The organism is Sneathiella sedimenti (assembly GCF_017313765.1).
In the GTDB taxonomy this organism is placed as follows: Bacteria; Pseudomonadota; Alphaproteobacteria; order Sneathiellales; family Sneathiellaceae; genus Sneathiella; species Sneathiella sedimenti.
The window spans coordinates 1-20,696 of record NZ_JAFLNC010000001.1 but is presented as its reverse complement, the minus strand read 5'-3'; the positions used below and the strand labels follow the sequence as shown (position 1 = coordinate 20,696).

Sequence of the window (20,696 nt, the reverse complement as noted above, 5' to 3'; positions counted from 1 at the left end):
TAAATGGCGTAACGAACGCAAACTTACGTCAAAGATTGTTTCCGCTTGATGAAGGTGCGATAAAAGCCCAATGAAAAGAACACCATCGCTTCTCCCGCCTGAACAGGTCCTTTTTGATCGAGTGCAGGTTGCCCAACATCGTCGACGCGCGGCCACGCTCGATTGGCCGCGACATCGGTTTTTATTTAATGAAATTGCAGAGCGGCTGGCCGAACGCCTGCTGGATATCAACCATTTCTTCAGCCTCGCGCTGGATCTCGGCGGGCGGGATGGTGCGTTCGGCGACAAGCTGGTTGCAATGAAAAAGATCGATCGGGTTATACGGACGGATCTCACCGAGGTGATGCTGGATAACAGAACGGATGCCGCCGTAGTGGCGGATGAGGAGTTTTTGCCTTTCAAGGAAAACTCATTTGACCTCATCGGCAGTGTTCTTGGCCTCCACTGGACGAATGATCTCCCCGGGGCGCTTTCCCAGATCGCGAGGTCCCTGAAGCCGAACGGACTTTTCCTGGGAGCGCTCTTTGGTATTGAAAGCCTGCAAGAGTTGAAGGCTTGCCTGATCGAGGCGGAATCAGAGATAAAGGGAGGGGTTAGCCCGCGTGTCTCCCCGTTTACAGAGATTCGCGATGCGGGGTCCTTGCTCCAGCGCGCAGGGTTGGCACTTCCGGTTACGGATACCGATCTAATAACGTTGAAGTATGAGAATCCGTTTGCATTGATGCATGAGTTGCGGGGTATGGGGGAAAACAATGCGCTCATCGAGCGGCAGAAATATTTTACGCAGCGTCAGATCATGCTCCGCGCTGCAGAGTTATATATAGAAAATTACGCTGATGAGGATGGTCTTATTCCCGCAACTTTTCAGATCATTTATTTGTCGGGTTGGGCCCCCCATGAAAGTCAACAAAAGCCAATCGCGCGCGGCAGTGGAAAAATTAACCTCCGCGATTATCTGGAAAAATAGCGGCTTCCGAAATTTTTGCGAAAGCGCATTATTTCTTTGTTAAAAGGTTGCGAACCGCCCGCATTTCAGTCGATAGTATTAACCATATTTAATTCAATGCTGGACTGCGAGTAGTATCTATTATGCGTAGAATTGAGGAAATCCTGGAAGGGCGTGACTTCAACGCCGAAGAATTCAGGATCATCAATGATTTTTGGACCGAAGTTCGTGCTATTCGAGCGCGGCGGGATCCGGGCCAGACTAAAAATCGCTATCTTGTAGGGCTGGCGCTTAGCTATCGTCGCATGAGCCAGAAGGAAGTCGATCTGGAAACTTTGGCGTCTCTGACAGGACTTGGCCGGTCAAGCCTTCACAAAACACTTCAGTCGATGGAAAAGGACCATCTCGTCATACTCGTAAAAGACACGAACGATTTGCGCCGCACGCTGGTGAAGCCAACTCAGTATTATACGGACCGATCTCTTGATATGTATGAAGAAACTCGCGAGCTCATTCAAAGAACCGCGCAGCAACTCAAGGCTGCTAAGGAATAATCTGACCACTAGTGGCAATAAAAACAGTTGCCATAGCAAGTAATTTTGTTTGTTATTTCTAATGTACACCTAATAGAACGATGGGCGTCTTGGTGCCTGCCCAGAATTCTCGCTCTCTTTCGAGCAATAGGTTACCTGGGTCGGCTTTTGGATGAGGAGAAAGTCCAAATGCCGGCCTTTTTGGTTTGCTCAGGAAAGATTTTCCTCTTACAGCAAATCCCGCAGCATCGCGATGAGGGGTATATCCGCAGGCGGCATCTCATATTCTGTTAGCCGATTGGCGCGAACCCATTTTAGCGTCTGGCCTTCCGCCGGACAGGGTATGCCGTGCCAACGGCGACAGACATACAGCGGCATCAGGAGATGGAATTTTTCATAGAGGTGGCTTGCGAAGGTAAAGGGGGCGAGACAGGCTTCCGTGACGTCAATCGCAAGTTCTTCCCGTAATTCACGGATAAGCGCTATTTCCGGTGTTTCCCCGGGCTCGACCTTGCCGCCCGGAAATTCCCAAAGGCCAGCCATGCTCTTTCCCTGCGGACGTTGCGCGATAAGGACGCGATTCTCGTCATCCACAAGGGCGACGGCGGCCACAAGGATCGTTGGTTTGGTTGCCGCCATCTGGTTAGCTTCGGTAATCGGCATTGATTTCAATATATCCATGGGTGAGATCACAAGTCCAGGCGAAGGCGCGCCCATCGCCAACCGCGACATCAACGTCAATGTCGATCTCCTTCCCCGTCATATGAGGCATGACATCCTTCTCTTGATAGGATGAGGCGCGGGCACCGTTTTCGGCAATGAGAATGCCCCCGATTTTCAGGCTCATCTTGTCGCGGTCGGCTTTTTCACCTGATTTCCCTACCGCCATGATAATCCGGCCCCAATTCGCGTCTTCGCCGGCGATCGCTGTTTTCACAAGGGGCGAATTGGCAATGGCCAACGCAATTGTCTTCGCCGATGGATTACTTTCGGCACCGGTGACCTTGACCGTAATAAATTTGCTTGCGCCTTCACCGTCTCTCGCGACCTGTTGGGCGAGATCCGTCATTACCTCAAGGAGGGCTCGCTTAAAGCCTGCAAGGCTGTCATCGGAATTGGTCGCGGGTATCACATTCTGCGCGCGTCCGGTGGCAAAGAGCAGGGCGGTATCACTGGTTGATGTGTCGGAATCCACGGTTACGCAGTTAAAGCTTCTCTCATTTGCATCCGATAATAGCTGCTGCAGGATCGAGGCAGGGATTGCGGCATCCGTGAAAATGAACGCGAGCATTGTCGCCATATCCGGGGCAATCATACCCGATCCCTTGGCGAATCCGGCAATCGTAACGTCCGTGTTCCCAATTTTTGCAGTGGCGACGGCACCTTTTGCAAATGTATCGGTCGTCAGGATGCAGTTGGCGGCGCTATTCCCTGCATCTGCCGAGAGGTCCTCGGTCAGTCGGGGAAGGAGACTCGTGATTTTTTCTGTCGGGATAGGGTCACCGATCACGCCAGTCGACGCGATGTAAATATGCTCAGGAGACGCATTCAGCAATTGCGCTGCGGCGGTGGCGGTATCTTCCACCGTCTTTTTCCCGGCGGCGCCGGTAAAGACATTTGCAATCCCGGCATTGACAACCAGACCCCGCGCCAGACCGGTGGGAAGTATCTTCCGGCCCCAATCGACGGGGGCACCGGGCATGGCATTTTTCGTAAATACACCAGCAACTGTCGTGCCGGCATCAAACTCCGCGAGCATGACATCATCACGACCCTTATAGCGCATTCCGGAGTTGCCACAGGCATATCTCACGCCGGGAATTACCGGAAAATCAGGAAACGACTCAGGCGCGAGGGGTGATTTATTTGGGGCCATTACAGATCTCATAAGTAAAAAATTACACCCAATTAAGGCAAAGACCTAGGGTGGGTCAATTCTGATTTACGGGTGATTATTCCGGTTTCACGGCGGCAATCATGTAATTAACGCTGAGATCCTTGCTCAAATGCCATCGATCCTCAAAAGGATTGTAGGTCGCGCCGGAGATATCGTGGACGGCAAGATCATTTCCGCGAACAAGGCGGGCAACTTCGGAAGGTTTCAGGAATTTCTTCCAGCTATGCGTCCCCTTGGGCAACCAACGCAAGATATATTCCGCGCCGACGATGGCGAAGGCAAAGCTTTTGGCCGTGCGGTTCAAGGTTGCGATAAACATGATACCGCCAGGCTTGAGAAGGGTTGCGCACGCCTCGACAAAGCCTTCAATGTCTGCGACATGTTCGATGACTTCCATATTCAGGATGACGTCAAAACGTTCGCCCGAGGCTGCAAGTTCCTCTGCAGTTGTGTGACGATAATCGATCTCAAGGCCGGATTGTTCCGCATGCAACTGCGCGATCTGGATATTCTTCTCTGCCGCATCCGCCGCGACTACGTCGGCGCCGAGGCGCGCCATCGGTTCGGACAGCAAGCCGCCGCCACATCCGATATCGAGGATACGCAATCCCTTAAAGGGCTTTAGCTTGACGACCGCGTCATCGGTCTGCAGGCCGAAATGATCGATAACTGTGTCACGGATATAGCCAATACGAATCGGATTGAATTTGTGTAAGGGCTTGAACTTGCCATTTTCATCCCACCATTCATCCGCCATCGCCACGAAATTGGCGATTTCTCCCGGATCCACTGAATTCGCCCTGGCTGTGTTGTCCATAATTACCTCGCCGATATATGCCTTAATAAAAGTTGTTATTTTGCAATAAAAATCATCGCGGTGCTTGCCCCACACCCCCTGATAAGTATAAGTATACGCTCCTTTAAGACCAAAGGGTATTTGTGACTTTTAGATTATATTTGGACCCTCGCAGCAGGCGGGGGGAGAGGTAATGCGGCCATGGCACGGCTGGTAATGAAATTTGGCGGCACTTCTGTTGGTACTGTAGAGCGGATCAAGAACGTTGCACGTAAAGTAAAGCGCGAAGTCGATGCCGGCCATGAAGTGGCGGTTGTCGTCTCGGCCATGGCAGGAGATACAAACCGGCTCGTTGACCTCGTGTCAGACATAAGCAGTCTGCATGACGCCCGGGAATATGACGTTGTTGTCTCAAGCGGCGAACAGGTCTCGGTGGGACTTTTGTCGCTTGCGCTTCAGGACCTCGGGATATCGGCCCGGTCCTGGCTCGGGTGGCAGGTTCCTGTGAACACGAACGCGGTTCACAGCGCTGCCCGGATCGAGAACATAGATTGCAGCGAGATCATCAAACGCTTTGCTGACAATCAGGTGGCGGTTTGCGCCGGCTTTCAGGGAGTTGGTACCGACAATCGGATAACCACCTTGGGCCGCGGAGGTTCTGATACATCGGCAGTGGCACTGGCGGCCGCGCTGGAAGCGGATCGGTGCGACATTTATACTGACGTCGATGGAATCTATACAGCGGATCCGAGGATCGCGACAAAGGCTGCAAAACTTGATAAAATTACGTATGAGGAAATGCTCGAACTAGCGTCCCTTGGCGCTAAGGTTCTGCAGACACGATCCGTAGAGATGGCGATGAAGCATCGGGTGAAGCTGCAAGTGCTATCCAGCTTCGAAGATTTACCGGGAACATTGGTTGTAGATGAGGAAGATATTGTGGAACATCAGGTTGTAAGCGGCGTAACCTACACGCGTGATGAAGCCAAGGTGACGTTGCAGCAAGTCGCTGACCGGCCGGGTGTGGCTGCGCTTGTTTTCGGGGCGCTGGCGGATGCAAATGTCAATGTGGACATGATTGTCCAGAACGTATCGGAAGACGGTCAGGCGACGGATTTGACCTTTACGGTTGGGCAGAAGGAAATAAATCAGGCGATGGACGTCCTTGAAAAACTGAAGGGAGAGGTTGCGTGCAAGGCGATTGTTCCTGATTCCAATGTGGTCAAGGTGTCGATCGTTGGCATGGGTATGCGTAGCCACGCGGGCGTGGCTAAGACAATGTTCGCCGCGTTGGCCGAGAAAGGTATCAACATTCAGGTAATCTCGACATCCGAAATCAAGGTTAGCGTGCTACTGGCGGAGGAATACACCGAACTCGCCGTAAGGACATTGCACACGGCCTTTGGACTGGATGCGGCTTAATATGGACGATTTCGCAGCGAACAAAACAGAGAGCCTGGAAGCAGCCTGGAAAAGCGGATGTGAGTTTCTCGGGACTAAATACGCCATACTTGGTGGCGCAATGTCATGGGTGTCGGAACGCAATCTGGTGGCCGCAATCTCAAATGCTGGTGGGTTTGGGGTCATCGCTTGCGGTGCGATGACGCCGGACCTGTTGGAAACGGAAATCAAGGCGACGCAGGCATTGACCGATAAGCCCTTCGGCGTCAATCTGATTACAATGCATCCGGACCTGGAAAAGCTGGTTGATGTGTGTCTGTCACTCAACGTTGGCCATGTGGTTCTTGCCGGCGGGGTACCGTCAAAGGAGACAATTCTCAAAATCAAGGAAGGTGGCGCGAAGGTAATCTGCTTTACACCGACCTTGGCACTTGGGAAAAAGCTTATCCGCACGGGCGCCGATGCGCTGGTTATTGAGGGGATGGAGGCGGGCGGTCATATCGGACCGGTTTCAACGAGCGTTCTGGCACAGGAAATTCTGCCAAATATTAAAGATGTCCCAGTTTTTGTCGCCGGCGGAATTGGCAGGGGAGAGGCGATCGCCACCTATCTCCGTATGGGGGCGGCAGGCTGCCAGCTTGGGACCCGTTTCGTTTGTTCCCATGAATCCATTGCCCATCCTTCCTTTAAGAAGGCTTTTATGCGCGCCAATGCCCGTGACGCGGTGACGACGGTGCAGGTCGATCCGATGTTTCCTGTTATTCCTGTTCGCGCCCTCAATAATGAGGGGGGCAAGAAGTTTATAGAAACGCAGCACGAGGTAATCGCAAAATACAAGGCCGGCGAAATGGATCTTGAAGCTGCGCAGCTCGCTATTGAGCATTTCTGGGCGGGTGCCCTGCGTCGGGCCGTGATCGACGGGGATGTCGAGTTTGGCTCTGTTATGGCAGGCCAGAGTGTGGGCATGGTCAAGAAGGAACAATCTATAGAGGAGATTATGGAGGAACTCGTGAGCCAGGCACGAGAATCTTTCGAAAGTTATGGAGACTAAAAGGGCAGATCATAGATGAGCGGTCTGGGGATCAGCGCGCCAAGATTGTTGCTACGCAAGCTCCACCAGGTCATGGCGGGGCATGGCGATGCGGAACAGCGTCTGAATGAGATTGTTCGACTGATCGCGGGCAATATGATTGCCGAAGTTTGCTCCTGTTATTTACGTCGCGCCGGAGATGTTCTTGAGCTTTATGCCACAGAAGGTCTCAAGAAGAATTCTGTTCACCAAACCCGCCTGCGCTTTGGCGAAGGCCTTGTCGGCGATATTGCGGCACGTGCGCGGCCCCTCAATCTATCAGATGCTCAGTCACACCCGCAATTTGCGTATCGGCCGGAAACGGGGGAAGAGGAATATCATTCCCTGCTTGGTACACCTGTTTTGCGCGGTGGGCGGGTCATTGGCGTTCTGGTCGTGCAGAACCGGACACGGCGGACATATACCGATGAGGAAGTAGAGGCGCTTCAGACGGTTGCCATGGTCGTGGCAGAACTTGTCAGTTCGGAACAGATGGTTGCGGCGACGGAATTTTCGGACGCTGCCGGAAATGCCACCTTACCACATCATATTAACGGACGTGTGCTCGCAGAAGGGCTGGGCGGCGGTATCGCGCTGCTTCATGAACCCCGGATCGAGGTCGTTCACGCAATTTCCAATAATCGCGCGAAGGAACTTACCAGATTGAACTCTGCGGTTAACGCTCTGCAAAGTTCCGTCGACAAGCTGCTGATCGCCACGAATACGCTTTTCAAGGATGAATCCAAGGATATTTTTGAAGCCTATAAGATGTTCGCCCATGACAAGGGCTGGCTCAAGAAATTGCAGGATGCGGTCAATACTGGCTTGACCGCAGAAGCCGCGATCAAGCGTGTGCAAGACGATACCCGTAACCGGATGAAGGAAATCACCGACCCTTATCTGCGGGAGCGCTTGTCGGAACTCGACGACCTGGCCAACAGACTTTATCTACATCTTGACGGGCGTACACAAATCGATCGGCGAAATCTTGAAAATGATACGGTCGTGGTCGCGCGGAACATGGGAGCTGCTGAACTGCTCGACTATGATCGCCGCCGCCTGAAGGCCGTGGTATTGGCGGAAGGTACGCGATCCAGCCATATTGCCATTGTGGCACGCGCCCTTGGTGTGCCGGTGGTTGGTCAGTGTGCAGATGTGCTCGACACAGTGGAACAGGGGGACTTGATCCTTGTCGACGGTGAACATGGTCAGGTCTTCCTACGTCCTGGTGATGACGTCCAGCAGGCTTTTTCCCGCAGCCAACGCCAACGCGCACAACGGCAGGCAAAATACGCTGCTCTCCGCGACAAGCCCAATATTTCCAAGGATGGCGTATCGCTCAGCCTGAATATGAATGCAGGGCTGCTCATTGATATTGATCATTTTCCGGAGTTTGGGGCAGATGGTATAGGTCTGTTTCGGACCGAACTGCAGTTTATGGTCCGCTCCCAGATGCCGAAGATTGACGAGCAGACGCGGCTTTATTCGCGTGTTCTCGAGAAAATGGATGGAAAACCGGTTATCTTTCGTACGCTAGATATTGGGGGAGACAAGTTTCTGCCCTATCTAAAGACCAAACGGGAAGAAAACCCGGCACTGGGCTGGCGTGCAATTCGTATCGGCCTTGATCGTCCTGCGCTGCTTCGCAGCCAGCTCAGGGCGCTGGTTCAGGCGGCAGCTGGTCGCGAACTGTCATTAATGTTTCCCATGATCGCGGAAGTGTCAGAATTTCAGGAAGCGAAAGCACTTCTTAATAAAGAGGTGGAGCGTGCCGCACAAAAGAAAGAAGGGCCGCCCACAAAGGTAAGTGTCGGCACAATGATTGAAGTCCCTTCAATCGTCTGGCAGCTGCCGCATTTGCTGAAGGAAGTTGATTTTATATCCGTTGGATCAAATGATTTGATGCAATTCTTTTTTGCGGTAGATCGGGGCAATCCGAAAATAAGTGACCGTTATGATACGTTGAGCCCTAGCCTTTTATCACTATTGCACCATATCGCAGAGCAATGTGAGCAGGCCGGCAAACCTTTTTCCATCTGTGGAGATATTGCCGGCCGGCCCCTGGAAGCTATGGCATTGCTTGGCTTGGGGTACAGAAATTTTTCTATGTCGTCTGAAGCCTTGGGGCGGGTCAAGCAGATGGCCCTAAGCGCAGATATCAACAAGCTAGAGGACTTTGTCCGGGGCCTTTGTCAATCTCGGGATCATTCGGTGCGTGATCAATTGCGTGCATTTGCCCGGGATCATTCAATAATAATATAGAGTTTGTGCTTTCCTTATTTTCGCCGATAATGGCGAGTAAGCTGTTGAGACGAGTTAATTAACGGTAATTTGGCGTTCCATTATGGCGAGAGACAGCAACCGAAGAGATGTCGTAAGGCAGCCTAACCTGTTCAGCAGAAATGCGTCCAAGGAAAGCAGGCTTTTGTTAAAGACCCCCGAAGAGAAAATTGAACCGGTGGAAGAAGGCTCCCCTACAGTTGGTGCCCAGCTGCGTGCGGCGCGGGAAGAGAAAGGCCTTTCCCTCCATCAGGTTGCGGATATTCTGCGTCTTCGGGCAAGTCAGGTTCATGCTCTGGAGGAGGGCGAATTCAGCAGCCTGCCCGGACAGACGTTTGTAACCGGATTTTTACGCTCTTACGCGAATTTGCTGGATCTAGACGCGGTAGCGATTGTCGAGCTCTACAAGCATGAGGAGGGCGGTGGATTGCATGTCCCGTCGCTTGCCTTTCCGGAACCTTCATCCGGCGGACGTATACCGGGTGCAGGCATCTTGCTTGGGACATTCGTGGTTACTCTCATCCTGCTGGCCGGTTGGTTTCTTTATCAGGAGAGCGAAAGTCTGGACTTTGAACGAGTTGCGGAATTGCCCGAACATCTGGCGAGCAAAATTCGCGATCTTGATGAAACCCCGTCTGAAAACGCGGTAGATACCGCAAGTCTTGATGGTGCTCCCCAAAATAAATCGGAAATTCCGATCGCCGCCCCGTTAGTTGCGCCTGAAGTCAGCGCCGGGAACAATCCTGTTTCCGTGACTGAAGGTGATCCCGCCCGCGATCAGGACGAAACTTTGTCTGTAGAAAGTGCATCTGAGAATCTTGAAGTCACGGAGACGGCAGCAAACGTAGAAACGGGACTTTCAAATGATGCCTCAACTGGCACGGTGTCCGGGACGGAAAGCGAACCCTCTTCCGCTAGTGCCGCGTCAGAAACCGTGGCGACAGACAGCTCAGCGGCATTAATGAATGTGACGGCTTCAGAACCTGTTGCGGACACGTCGCAAGCGCCTGTCTCCAGCGAAACGCAGAGCTCAGCGGTGGCAGATGTAACTGAGGATCCGACGGTGACAGTGACGCCGGAAGCGCCGCAGCAGGAAACGGAAACTCCGTCGGTTTATCCGCAGGATACGCTCGATTTGGCTGCGGCGTCGAAGCTAGAGACCGGTGAAACGCCAGATAATCCGTTGCCGCGGACCTTTGGCGTTGAAAATACGGATGCCCGGATAGTTGTTCGCGCAACGGAGGAGAGCTGGATTGAAGTCAAGGCGACGAACGAGAAGCCGGTTCTTTCCAGGGTTCTAAAACCGGGTGATGTCTATATGGCACCAAATGCACCGGGCCTTATTCTCACAACGGGAAATGCGGGCGGTCTCGAAATTCGGGTGGATGGCAAAGAGATCAGGCCCCTTGGCGGTGCCGGGACAATTTTACGCGAAGTTCCGCTCGTTGCGGAGAGTTTGATTGAAAAGAACGGCTTTCAATAGCTGCGTAATGCAGATTGAAAGACGGCCAGCAATTGTATCACTTGTAATTTCCGCGTTTTGCAGCCATTTTAGGCGAAATTCGCGACTGCGGCATTTTTGACGCCAATTTTAAAAAGTATGATCCCATGAGCATCAGACCTTACCGAGAGATTATCCGCCGGAAATCGCGCCAGATTTTTGTGGGCGACGTGCCGGTTGGCGGCGATACACCGATTACGGTGCAATCGATGACCAATACCCTGACGTCCGACGCCAAGGCAACCATTGCGCAAATTCAGGCGCTGGAAGAAGCCGGCGCAGATATGGTCCGGGTTTCCTGTCCTGATGAGGCAAGCACGAAGGCCTTGAAGGAAATCATTCGGGAGACACGCGTCCCCATCATCGCCGACATTCATTTTCATTATAAGCGCGGTATCGAAGCTGCGGAAGCTGGTGCAGCCTGCCTGCGGATCAACCCCGGCAATATTGGTTCCCCTGATCGCGTGCGGGATGTTGTGAAGGCGGCTGTAGATCATAACTGCTCCATGCGTATAGGGGTCAATGCGGGGAGCCTAGAGCGGGATCTCCTCGAGAAATATGGCGAGCCTTGTCCGGAAGCCATGGTGGAGTCTGCCCTGAACCACGCCAGAATTCTTGAAGACAATGATTTCTTCAATTTCAAGATCAGCGTGAAGGCGTCTGACGTTTTCCTATCTGTCGCCGCCTATCAGGGACTGGCTGAGGCCTGCGACTATCCGCTTCATCTCGGTATCACAGAGGCTGGCGGATTGTCCTCCGGCACGGTGAAATCTTCTATCGGTCTTGGCATGCTTCTCTGGTCGGGGATTGGCGACACAATCCGCGTTTCCCTCTCTGCCGACCCGGTTGAGGAGATCAAGGCAGGTTACGAAATCCTGAAAAGCCTGGGGCTGCGGCGTCGCGGCGTCACGATCATTTCCTGCCCGTCCTGCGCGCGGCAGGCCTTTCCCGTGATCAAGACGGTTGAAATGCTGGAAGAGCGTCTCGCCCATATCCAGACACCTCTCACCCTCTCGATCATTGGATGTGTTGTCAACGGTCCCGGTGAGGCGCGGGAAACGGACATCGGACTTACGGGCGGCGGCAAAGATAATCACATGGTTTACTTGAGCGGTGTTACGGATCATAAGGTAGCAACCGGAGATATGGTGGATCATATTGTCGGGTTGGTCGAGGAAAAGGCCGCTGAACTGGAAGCCCTGAACGCAGACGGCGAAATGAATGAGGCCCCTGCCGCCAAGCGCATCGCCTGATCCCACCTTAGAAGTTTTTACTAGACGGAGAAAAGACGTGTCACTACCACAGCCAGTCCGCGGCACCCATGACCTGTTGCCCGAGGATTTTGCGCGCCATGCCCATGTTCAGGCAACCGCGCGGGAAATGGCGGCGCGTTTTGGCTATGCGGAGATGGCAACTCCGATTTTCGAGTTCACGGAGGTTTTCGCGCGGACCATGGGCGAGAGTTCCGATGTGGTCTCGAAGGAAATGTATTCCTTCGAAAGCCGGAGCGGGGAGAGCATGACACTGCGGCCAGAATATACCGCAGGGATCTGCCGCGCCTTTATCAGTAATGGGCTGCAGCAGAACGTACCGTTCAAGGTGTTCGCTGCCGGCCCGATGTTCCGATATGAACGCCCGCAGAAAGGTCGCCAACGGCAGTTTCACCAGATTGATGTTGAATGCATCGGCGCGGCGGAGGCAAAGGCGGATATTGAGGTGATTGCCCTTGGGGCCTCTATCCTTAATGCTCTTGGTGTGCTGGAAAACTGTTCCCTTGAGATCAACACCCTTGGCGATCAGGAAAGCCGTCAGTCCTATCGTGCTGCTCTTGTCGAGTATTTCAGCGATCATAAATCGAGTCTGTCAAAGGATAGTCTGGAGCGGCTGGAACGAAATCCCCTGCGAATTCTTGACAGCAAGGACCAGGGTGATCGCGTCCTCGTCGAAAAAGCGCCCCTCTTTACCGATTACCTCAACAGCTATTCGAGTGATTTCTTTGCGGAAGTGCTCGACGGACTAACCCTGCTTGGGATCAAATATGAGCTAAACCGGCGCCTAGTGCGCGGGCTTGACTATTATACCCATACCGCCTTCGAATTTGTGACCACAGCGCTTGGCGCACAAGGGGCGGTGATAGCTGGTGGTCGCTATGACGGCCTGATTGAGACATTGGGTGGCAAGCCAACACCGGGGATCGGTTGGGCCGGTGGGATCGAGCGTCTTGCTATGCTGATGAATGATGCCCCGGCGGCAGAGCGTCCCGTGGCCATCGTACCGGTCGGGGACGCCGCAGAAGCTGTTGCGGCGAAACTTGCGCATCAGCTGAGGCAAGACGGGGTGAGCATTGAAATGGCCTTCAAGGGCAATGTTGGCAAACGCATGAAGCGTGCGAACAAATTAAATGCCCGGGCGGCGGTTCTTATAGGTGAGGATGAGTTGGCCCGCAATGTATGTACACTCCGTGATCTCGATCAGGGGGAGCAGAGCGAAGTCCCTCTGTCGGATATTTCAGCAGCGCTTGGCGCTCTCGGTTAAGGTCAGGAAATGCTCCCCCAAGATAAGCTCAAAATGATCCAGGCGCGTTCCGAGGAATTGGAAGCGGCCATGTCCGGCGAAATGGGCGAGGTAGCACCGGACGATTTCGTGCGGATGAGCCGTGAGTATTCCGAGATTAAGCCGCTTGTTGAGGCAATCGGGAAATATCAGGCGACCCGCACCGAGCTGAGCGAGCTGGAGGAAATGCTCGACAGCGAGGATACGGACGCGGAAATGAAGGAGATGGCTGAGCTCGAGATCGAGGAGCTTCAAGCCCGTCTTCCCGACCTGGAACATTCCATCAAGTTGCAGTTACTGCCTAAAGACGACGCTGACGAGAAAAACGCAATCCTGGAAATTCGGGCCGGCACCGGCGGGGAAGAGGCAGCGCTTTTTGCCGGCGACCTTTACCGGATGTATCAACGCTATGCGGAAGGGGAAGGCTGGAAATGTGAAACCATGTCGCTTTCCGAATCCGATCTCGGCGGGATCAAGGAAGTGATTGTCAAGGTGACCGGACGGAACGTTTTCGCCAATCTCAAGTTTGAATCCGGTGTGCATCGGGTGCAACGTGTACCCGAAACGGAAACCGGCGGGCGGATACATACTTCTGCCGCGACCGTGGCGGTTCTGCCGGAGGCGGAGGAAGTCGACGTACAAATTGCCGAGAGCGATATCCGTGTTGATATCTTCCGGGCGTCCGGCCCCGGCGGTCAGTCGGTAAACACGACGGACTCGGCCGTGCGGATTACCCATCTTCCGACCGGCATTGTTGTTCAGCAGCAGGACGAAAAGTCCCAGCACAAGAACAAGGCAAAAGCGATGAGCGTGCTGCGGTCACGCATTTATGAGGCGGAACGCGCGGCACTAGCGGCTGAACGCTCGGCGGAAAGAAAGGGTCAGGTTGGCTCAGGAGACCGGTCGGAACGCATCCGGACTTACAACTTCCCGCAAGGGCGCGTGACGGATCACCGGATCAACCTCACGCTCTATAAGCTTGATAAGGTGCTGACGGGCGAAGCCCTGGATGAAATTATTGAAGCGTTGATCTCAGAAGATCAGGCGGCGCTGTTAGCTGAGATTGAAGGCAGCAATTAATCCGATGAAAGCGTCCCTGCGATCGGCGGTCTTGGCAGCCGGTGAGATTTTGAAGCAGGCAGACGTGGGGGATGCAAAACGGGACGCGGCATTGCTTCTCGCCAATGTCCTGGGGGAAGATGTGGGTTACCTTCATCGGGAACCAGACCGTATACTGACAGATAATGAATACCAAAAGTACCAGGAGCTTGTTGCCCGGCGTGCAGCCCGGGAACCGCTCTCTCATTTGACGGGCCATCGGGAATTCTGGAGCCTTGACTTCCTGGTAACCGGAGATGTTCTCGACCCGCGACCTGATAGTGAAACCCTTATTGAGGCGATAGTTTCTGCAAAATCGCAGGGTTTTAATCCGCAGCGTGTGCTCGATCTTGGGACTGGTAGTGGCTGCCTGCTCCTCACGATATTAAGCGAAATACCTGCGGCGACAGGTGTCGGGATAGATTTCAGCGAAGCCGCCCTTTCTGTCGCCCGGAAGAATGCCCATAGGTTAGGCATGGAGACCCGGACCGAGTTCCGTCGTTCCAGTTGGGATGTCGATCTTGGAGAAAAATTCGATCTTGTGGTTAGTAATCCACCCTATATCCCGTCTGCGGATATAGCGGAGCTTCAACCGGAGGTGCGTGACTTCGAGCCTCATCTTGCATTGGATGGTGGGGTGGATGGGCTTGATTGCTACCGCGCCATTCTCGCAAACATTCGAAATATTTTGCGTCCTGGCGGTCAACTGATGTTTGAAGTCGGCTTTGACCAGGCGGCAGATGTCGGGAAAATGATGGAGGAAGCCGGTCTTTCACAACCTGAATATCACAAGGATATTGCGGCTATTGAGCGATGTGTATCGGCTTTTCTTCTTGATTAGCGTGCTTTTTTAAAAAAAAGGTTGGATTATTGCGCGAACAGATTGTAGGCTTTCTAAAGATCATACGTGAAAAACAAGACCTGATCTTAAGGTCCATGATCGCTATTTAATTCAAATTCAGGCCTGAGCTTCCAGAAAATGGACATCTTGGCGGCGCGCGAGTGAGTTTTGCAGGTGCCCGAATTGAATAAATTTACACTAAAGTGAAATTTTAAACTCTAGATTGGCGGAACCATTGCAATTATGAGAGTAAGTAGTAACAGACGTCCTCGTGGTGGGCGGTCGAACACTGGCGGGAATCGACCCGGGTCAAGTAATAATCGTCGGCAGAACGGCGGTAATCGTAATTATGACAGCAATGGTCCTGATGGAAAAATCCGGGGTACTGCTAATCAGGTTTACGACAAATACATGGCTCTTGGAACCGATGCACAGACATCAGGTGATCGTGTCGCCGCCGAGAATTACTTTCAGCATGCTGAGCATTATTTCAGGATAATCGCTGCAAACACGGTTCCACCGAAAGAAAAGCAGCCTTCTGAGAATTCCGACAATCCTTCCGCTTCGTCTGAAGAAGAAAATACCGCCACAGTATCGCGCAAGTCAGGAAGCCGTCACAATGAAGAGCAGGCGTCCGAAAATGGCGAACTCGATGGCGCTCAGAGTGATCCGGTCGTTGTTGAATTGAGCACTGCAGAACAACCGGCTCTTGACATTGACCCCGAGAAAGACTCCTCGGCAGCTTCAGAGAGTTCGGAAGGTGAGCAGGCCGATACGGAAAAGCCGAAACGCAAGGTGAGCCGGACTCGGACACTCCGTCGCCGGACATCCAGCCGGAATGTCAGTGAAAAAGACGCGGAAGAAGTTAACACAACCGAATAAGACGATTTCCAGAATTCAGGAAATTTCTGCTGATCAATTGAAACGGGGGAGGCCGCTACCGGTCTCCCCTTTTGCATTTCCTGAGCGGCGATGCGGATCAGATGGCCTTTAACATGCGCTTGAAATCACCCCTTGGCCGCCCACATATAAATCAGTAGTGAAGCCGTTGGCGGGCTTGCAATATGATTGCCTCTCAGGGATCATAAGGAGCTGCGCAAGGAAACAACGGTCTATGTGTCGAGGACGAGCATGGATATTGAAAAATATACAGATCGGTCGAAAGGATTTATCCAATCGGCCCAATCATTGGCGTTACGTGAAAATCATCAACGGCTGACGCCGGAGCATCTTTTAAAAGTACTTCTTGATGACAAGGAAGGTTTGGCAAGCGGATTGATTGCCAAAGCCGGCGGCGATGCAAATCTTGCGCGCCAGGGAATTGAGGCCGCGATGGCCAAGCTTCCGCAGGTGACCGGTAGCGGTGCGGGCCAAATCAGCCTAACCTCCGAACTCGCGCGTGTTTTCGCCTCCGCGGAAAAGCTGGCGGATAAAGCGGGCGACAGCTTTGTAACAGCGGAACGGCTCCTTCTTGCGCTTGCGCTGGAGAAGGGGACAGAGTCCGCAAAAATCCTGAGCAGCGCGAAGGTCACACCCAATAACTTGAACGAAGCAATTAATGATCTGCGCAAAGGCCGGACGGCTGATTCCAGTGGCGCGGAAGCAAGTTATGATGCGTTGAATAAATATGCACGGGATCTGACGGAGGCAGCCAGAAAAGGCAAGCTTGACCCGGTTATCGGCCGCGACGAAGAAATTCGCCGGACAATCCAGGTGCTTTCCCGGCGGACGAAGAACAATCCTGTTCTGATTGGCGAGCCTGGTGTGGGTAAAACCGCCATCATTGAAGGATTGGCCCGTCGGATCGTCAATGGCGATGTGCCCGAGAGCCTGAAAGACAAGAAGCTGATGAGCCTCGATCTGGGCCAGTTGATCGCTGGCGCGAAGTACCGCGGTGAATTTGAGGAACGCTTGAAAGCGGTCCTGTCCGAAATTTCCGCAACCGGCGGGGAAATCATTTTATTTATTGATGAGTTGCATACACTTGTTGGGGCCGGTGCTGCCGAAGGTTCCATGGATGCCTCCAACCTGTTGAAGCCCGCGCTGGCACGTGGGGAACTCCATTGTGTCGGGGCAACGACCCTTGATGAATATCGCAAATATATAGAAAAAGACGCCGCTTTGGCGCGTCGGTTCCAGTCGGTCTTTGTCTCCGAGCCAACAGTAGAAGATACAATTTCAATCCTGCGCGGTCTCAAGGAGAAGTACGAGGTTCATCACGGTGTCCAGATTTCCGACAATGCCCTGGTCGCGGCGGCAACTTTATCCAATCGTTATATCACGGACCGCTTCCTGCCCGACAAGGCGATCGATCTGATGGATGAGGCGGCCAGCCGTCGCCGCATGGAAGTGGACAGTAAACCTGAGGAAGTCGATGAGCTGGATCGCAAGATCCTGCAAATGAAGATCGAGGCCTCCGCGCTGGAGAAGGAAACAGACAAGGCGTCGAAAGAACGCCTTGGGAAGCTGAAAAAGGAACTGGTTGAGCTTGAAAAGCAGTCTGCTGACCTCACTGAAAGCTGGCAGATGGAGAAAGAAAAGCTCAATCGTGCCCAACAGGTAAAGGAACAGCTCGACGCGGCCCGTAATGAGCTTGCGACTGTTCAGCGGCAGGGCAATCTGCAACGCGCTGGCGAGCTTGCTTATGGCGTTATTCCGGAGCTTGAGAAAAAGCTGGAAGAAGCCGAAGAAGCGGAAGGGTCTTCAATTGTGCGCGACAGCGTCAAGGAAGAGGATATCGCCGGTGTTGTCTCTCGCTGGACCGGTATCCCGGTTGACAAAATGCTTTCCGGTGAGCGTGAGAAACTGCTCAATATGGAAAGCGAGCTTCGAAAACGCGTTGTCGGTCAGGAAGAGGCGCTTGTCGCCGTCGCCAATGCGGTGCGCCGCTCTCGGGCGGGTCTTCAGGATCCCAATCAGCCGATTGGTTCCTTCCTGTTCCTTGGGCCGACCGGCGTTGGCAAGACGGAACTGACCAAGGCATTGGCGGGTTTCCTCTTTGATGATGAGCATGCGATGCTTCGCGTGGATATGTCCGAATATATGGAGAAACACAGTGTGGCACGCCTGATTGGGGCGCCTCCAGGGTATGTCGGATATGACCAGGGTGGCGTAATCACGGAGGCCGTGCGCCGACGCCCCTACCAGGTCATCCTGTTTGACGAAGTCGAGAAGGCGCATCCGGATGTCTTCAACATCCTGCTTCAGGTCCTTGACGATGGCCGCTTGACGGATGGTCAGGGCCGGACAGTTGATTTCAAGAATACCCTGATTGTCCTGACGTCCAACCTCGGCAGCGAACATATGTCTGGCGGCGACGATGTGGATGATGAATTGGTTCGTCACAAGGTAATGGAAACGGTTCGCGCGGCTTTCCGGCCGGAGTTTCTGAACCGGTTGGATGAGCAGATCATCTTCCACCGGCTGAGCCGTGAGAATATGGATGACATCGTCAACATCCAACTCGAGCATTTGCAATTGCTGTTGGCGGACCGGAGAATTGAGCTGGAACTTGACCCCACAGCGTATGAATGGATCGCCAATCGTGGTTATGATCCGATTTATGGTGCCCGGCCCCTGAAACGGGTAATCCAGCGATATCTGCAGAATCCCCTGGCATCGCAGATACTCGAGGGTACGATCGCGGACGGCGCAAAAGTGAAAGTCAGTGCCGGCGAAGACGGGTTGATGATCAATAACGTTCTCGCCGATGCGGCCTAGACCGTTCAGCCATTGACAAGAAAAAAGCGGCTTGCCATGTGGCAGCCGCTTTTTTTTACTTTAGACTAAATGACAGATTAGTCGGTCTTGGCGCTCGCTAGCTGAGTTTCCAGCTCGACACTGGCAATTTCCTGCCGGATCTGATCCGAATGGCTTTTGAACGCAGCCAGCATTTTTCCATCAAGTTTACGACCCGCGGGCAGTTTGACAGATAGCGGATTGATCTGCCGACCGCCTTTATGCACTTCGTAATGCAGGTGAGGGCCGGTGGAGCGGCCGGTTGAGCCCACATATCCGATAATCTGTCCCTGCTTTACACGGGCACCCTTGCGAATGCCCTTGGCGAACTTCCGCATATGGGCGTAGGCGGTCTTGAATTCATTGTTGTGGCGGATGCGGACATAATTGCCATAACCGCCATTGCGTGCCGCAAATTCGACAGTCCCGTTACCGGCCGCCATGATCGGCGTACCGCTCCGGGCGCCAAAATCGACACCGCGATGCATCTTGGTATAGCCAAGCGTCGGATGTTTGCGTTTTCCAAATCCCGAGGTAAGGCGAGCCCCATCAATCGGCGTACGCATCAATGTCTTTTTGACGCTCCGGCCTTTTTCATCATAGTAATCGGTAAAGCCGTCATCATCCGTCTTGTAGCGATACACGGAGAATTCCTTGCCGCTGAGGGTCATGGAAGCCCAGAGGATGGATCCCTCTTTCAGGATATTGCCACTTTCGTCGGCGAAACGCTCGAAATAGACTTCAAAGCTGTCACCTGGCTGGATTTCGCGCTGGAAGTCGACGTCATAGCTGAATATCCGGATCAGGTCGACGATGGTTTTTGTCGGAATGCCGGCCTGCGCTGCAGATAGAAAAAGCGAGCTTTGGATAATGCCGCCTGCTCTAACCATTTTCCTGTCCAGCTCCAGAATTGTTTCCTGGGCTGTGAAGCCTTCCCCCGGAGTGCGTACCGCTGCCAGTTGCCGGTCGACATCTTCATTGAGGGAGACACGGATAAGGCTTGGTGCGGTATCGTCGCTTTCCCGGGCTTCATCTATGCCGAAATAGAGCGTTATATCTTGCCCAATCTTCAGGCTCCGCGGATCAAATATCTCGTTAAGCGCTGTAATGGCCTCATAGCTTTCCGTGCGGTCAGCCCCGGCACGGGTCAGGACCTTCATCAGCGTATCACCCTTACTGACAGAGACTGTCTTTGTTAACTCATTCAGATTTTGTGCAGCAGGGGCCACATAGGCTGCAACGGCCACATCGGCTTCCTTCTCGAGAATTTCCGTTGTTACCGCTTCTTCTGTCTCTGTTGGGGGCGCCGCCGCGACGACGGTATCGTCTGTCGCCGTCGTTTCCTGCATTTGCGCGGTATTCATCTCTTGGACCGGGCCGTTGTCCGGATCCGTTATTAAGGTGGTGACCAGCAATGCGCCTGCCGCGCCACCGGCAATCATTGTTAATACAGGTATCAGCAAGGATTTACCGACTGGGCCCGAGAGGGCGCTAGATTTCATTTTATTCAGCACTCGTCAAACCACCCGCTGTAATGTGTTGATTAAAAAGCGTTAACCATAATATCGCGACAAAAGATGCTTTCAGAGTGCAATTTTGTCAAGTATTCCTCAATTTTTCCTTAAGTTATTCAAACGCCGGTTTTCCAGTACGGGCCGGGGCGATTCAATCATTTGGGTCTGTCGCTTTTCGGCGCCCGTCATTTTTTGTCGTCGACAGAGGCTTGGAAACACAATCCCGCTTACTCAGGAATAGCAGTTTGTAGGGGAAGTTTGCGGCATAAACATGGCCTGTCAAAAAAGATTCAAATTAGTCGTTGACGTGATTGGATGATGGTCCTATAAACCGCGTCACGCCGACGGGGCGGGTCTGGTTTAGGGGTTTGGTTTTAGGCCTTTTGGATTAGATTTGTCTGGTTGGTTTTTTTGTCCGGAATTTTTGATTTTGGGCGGTTTGTTTTTTGACATTGTGGATATTATGAGAAGGGATGCCTGGGCGGCGGGGTTGTTGAATGACGACTTTTTGTTGCAACGGGTATCTTGA

General features: G+C 53.2%; 16 protein-coding genes. 12 read left to right on the top strand and 4 right to left on the bottom strand.

Annotation, left to right across the window (positions count from 1 at the left end; genetic code table 11):
- Window positions 1–70: 70 nt before the first annotated feature.
- On the top strand, window positions 71–967 hold the full coding sequence (locus J0X12_RS00080) for a methyltransferase domain-containing protein (protein ID WP_207040696.1): 897 nt from the start codon (window positions 71–73) through the stop codon (window positions 965–967).
- A gap of 122 nt (window positions 968–1,089) precedes the next feature.
- Window positions 1,090–1,500: a hypothetical protein gene (locus tag J0X12_RS00075; RefSeq protein ID WP_207040693.1), complete on the top strand. Its 411-nt coding sequence runs from the start codon at window positions 1,090–1,092 to the stop codon at window positions 1,498–1,500.
- A gap of 207 nt (window positions 1,501–1,707) precedes the next feature.
- On the opposite strand, the gene mutT is transcribed toward J0X12_RS00075, so the two are convergent.
- From mutT to ubiG, 3 genes are all read right to left on the bottom strand, one after another.
- Complete coding sequence (mutT, locus tag J0X12_RS00070) at window positions 1,708–2,160, bottom strand: 8-oxo-dGTP diphosphatase MutT (RefSeq protein WP_207040691.1); 453 nt, start codon at window positions 2,158–2,160, stop codon at window positions 1,708–1,710.
- A complete protein-coding gene (gene argJ / locus J0X12_RS00065; protein WP_207040689.1) occupies window positions 2,123–3,355 on the bottom strand; it encodes a bifunctional glutamate N-acetyltransferase/amino-acid acetyltransferase ArgJ in 1,233 nt (410 codons plus the stop codon). Before argJ ends, mutT begins: the two co-directional genes overlap by 38 nt.
- 76 nt (window positions 3,356–3,431) lie before the next feature.
- On the bottom strand, window positions 3,432–4,193 hold the full coding sequence (ubiG, locus tag J0X12_RS00060; protein WP_207040687.1) for a bifunctional 2-polyprenyl-6-hydroxyphenol methylase/3-demethylubiquinol 3-O-methyltransferase UbiG: 762 nt from the start codon (window positions 4,191–4,193) through the stop codon (window positions 3,432–3,434).
- 180 nt (window positions 4,194–4,373) lie between these two features.
- On the opposite strand from ubiG, the gene J0X12_RS00055 reads away from it, so the two are divergent.
- The 10 genes from J0X12_RS00055 to clpB all read left to right on the top strand — a co-directional run bounded on the left by J0X12_RS00055 (window position 4,374) and on the right by clpB (window position 18,635).
- Window positions 4,374–5,594, top strand: a complete 1,221-nt coding sequence (locus J0X12_RS00055; protein WP_207040685.1) for an aspartate kinase — start codon at window positions 4,374–4,376, stop codon at window positions 5,592–5,594.
- 1 nt (window position 5,595) lies between these two features.
- Window positions 5,596–6,624, top strand: a complete 1,029-nt coding sequence (locus J0X12_RS00050; RefSeq protein WP_207040682.1) for an NAD(P)H-dependent flavin oxidoreductase — start codon at window positions 5,596–5,598, stop codon at window positions 6,622–6,624.
- A 15-nt stretch (window positions 6,625–6,639) separates the two neighbouring features.
- Window positions 6,640–8,904: a phosphoenolpyruvate--protein phosphotransferase gene (ptsP, locus tag J0X12_RS00045; RefSeq protein WP_207040675.1), complete on the top strand. Its 2,265-nt coding sequence runs from the start codon at window positions 6,640–6,642 to the stop codon at window positions 8,902–8,904.
- Window positions 8,905–9,067: 163 nt separating this feature from the next.
- Window positions 9,068–10,405 (top strand): helix-turn-helix domain-containing protein, encoded by a 1,338-nt coding sequence (locus J0X12_RS00040; protein WP_207040674.1) that lies wholly within the window; start codon window positions 9,068–9,070, stop codon window positions 10,403–10,405.
- A gap of 125 nt (window positions 10,406–10,530) precedes the next feature.
- Window positions 10,531–11,676 (top strand): flavodoxin-dependent (E)-4-hydroxy-3-methylbut-2-enyl-diphosphate synthase, encoded by a 1,146-nt coding sequence (gene ispG / locus J0X12_RS00035; protein ID WP_207040673.1) that lies wholly within the window; start codon window positions 10,531–10,533, stop codon window positions 11,674–11,676.
- A 37-nt stretch (window positions 11,677–11,713) separates the two neighbouring features.
- Window positions 11,714–12,958, top strand: a complete 1,245-nt coding sequence (gene hisS / locus J0X12_RS00030) for a histidine--tRNA ligase (protein ID WP_207040672.1) — start codon at window positions 11,714–11,716, stop codon at window positions 12,956–12,958.
- A 9-nt stretch (window positions 12,959–12,967) separates the two neighbouring features.
- Window positions 12,968–14,056 (top strand): peptide chain release factor 1, encoded by a 1,089-nt coding sequence (gene prfA / locus J0X12_RS00025; protein ID WP_207040671.1) that lies wholly within the window; start codon window positions 12,968–12,970, stop codon window positions 14,054–14,056.
- 4 nt (window positions 14,057–14,060) lie between these two features.
- Window positions 14,061–14,915, top strand: a complete 855-nt coding sequence (prmC, locus tag J0X12_RS00020) for a peptide chain release factor N(5)-glutamine methyltransferase (RefSeq protein ID WP_207040670.1) — start codon at window positions 14,061–14,063, stop codon at window positions 14,913–14,915.
- A gap of 243 nt (window positions 14,916–15,158) precedes the next feature.
- Window positions 15,159–15,797, top strand: coding sequence for a DUF4167 domain-containing protein (locus J0X12_RS00015; RefSeq protein WP_207040669.1), 639 nt, complete (start codon window positions 15,159–15,161; stop codon window positions 15,795–15,797).
- Window positions 15,798–16,046: 249 nt separating this feature from the next.
- On the top strand, window positions 16,047–18,635 hold the full coding sequence (gene clpB / locus J0X12_RS00010) for an ATP-dependent chaperone ClpB (RefSeq protein ID WP_207040668.1): 2,589 nt from the start codon (window positions 16,047–16,049) through the stop codon (window positions 18,633–18,635).
- 77 nt (window positions 18,636–18,712) lie between these two features.
- Here clpB and J0X12_RS00005 read toward each other — a convergent pair whose 3' ends face one another.
- On the bottom strand, window positions 18,713–20,155 hold the full coding sequence (locus tag J0X12_RS00005) for a M23 family metallopeptidase (RefSeq protein ID WP_207040667.1): 1,443 nt from the start codon (window positions 20,153–20,155) through the stop codon (window positions 18,713–18,715).
- Between the last annotated feature and the right edge of the window lie 541 nt (window positions 20,156–20,696).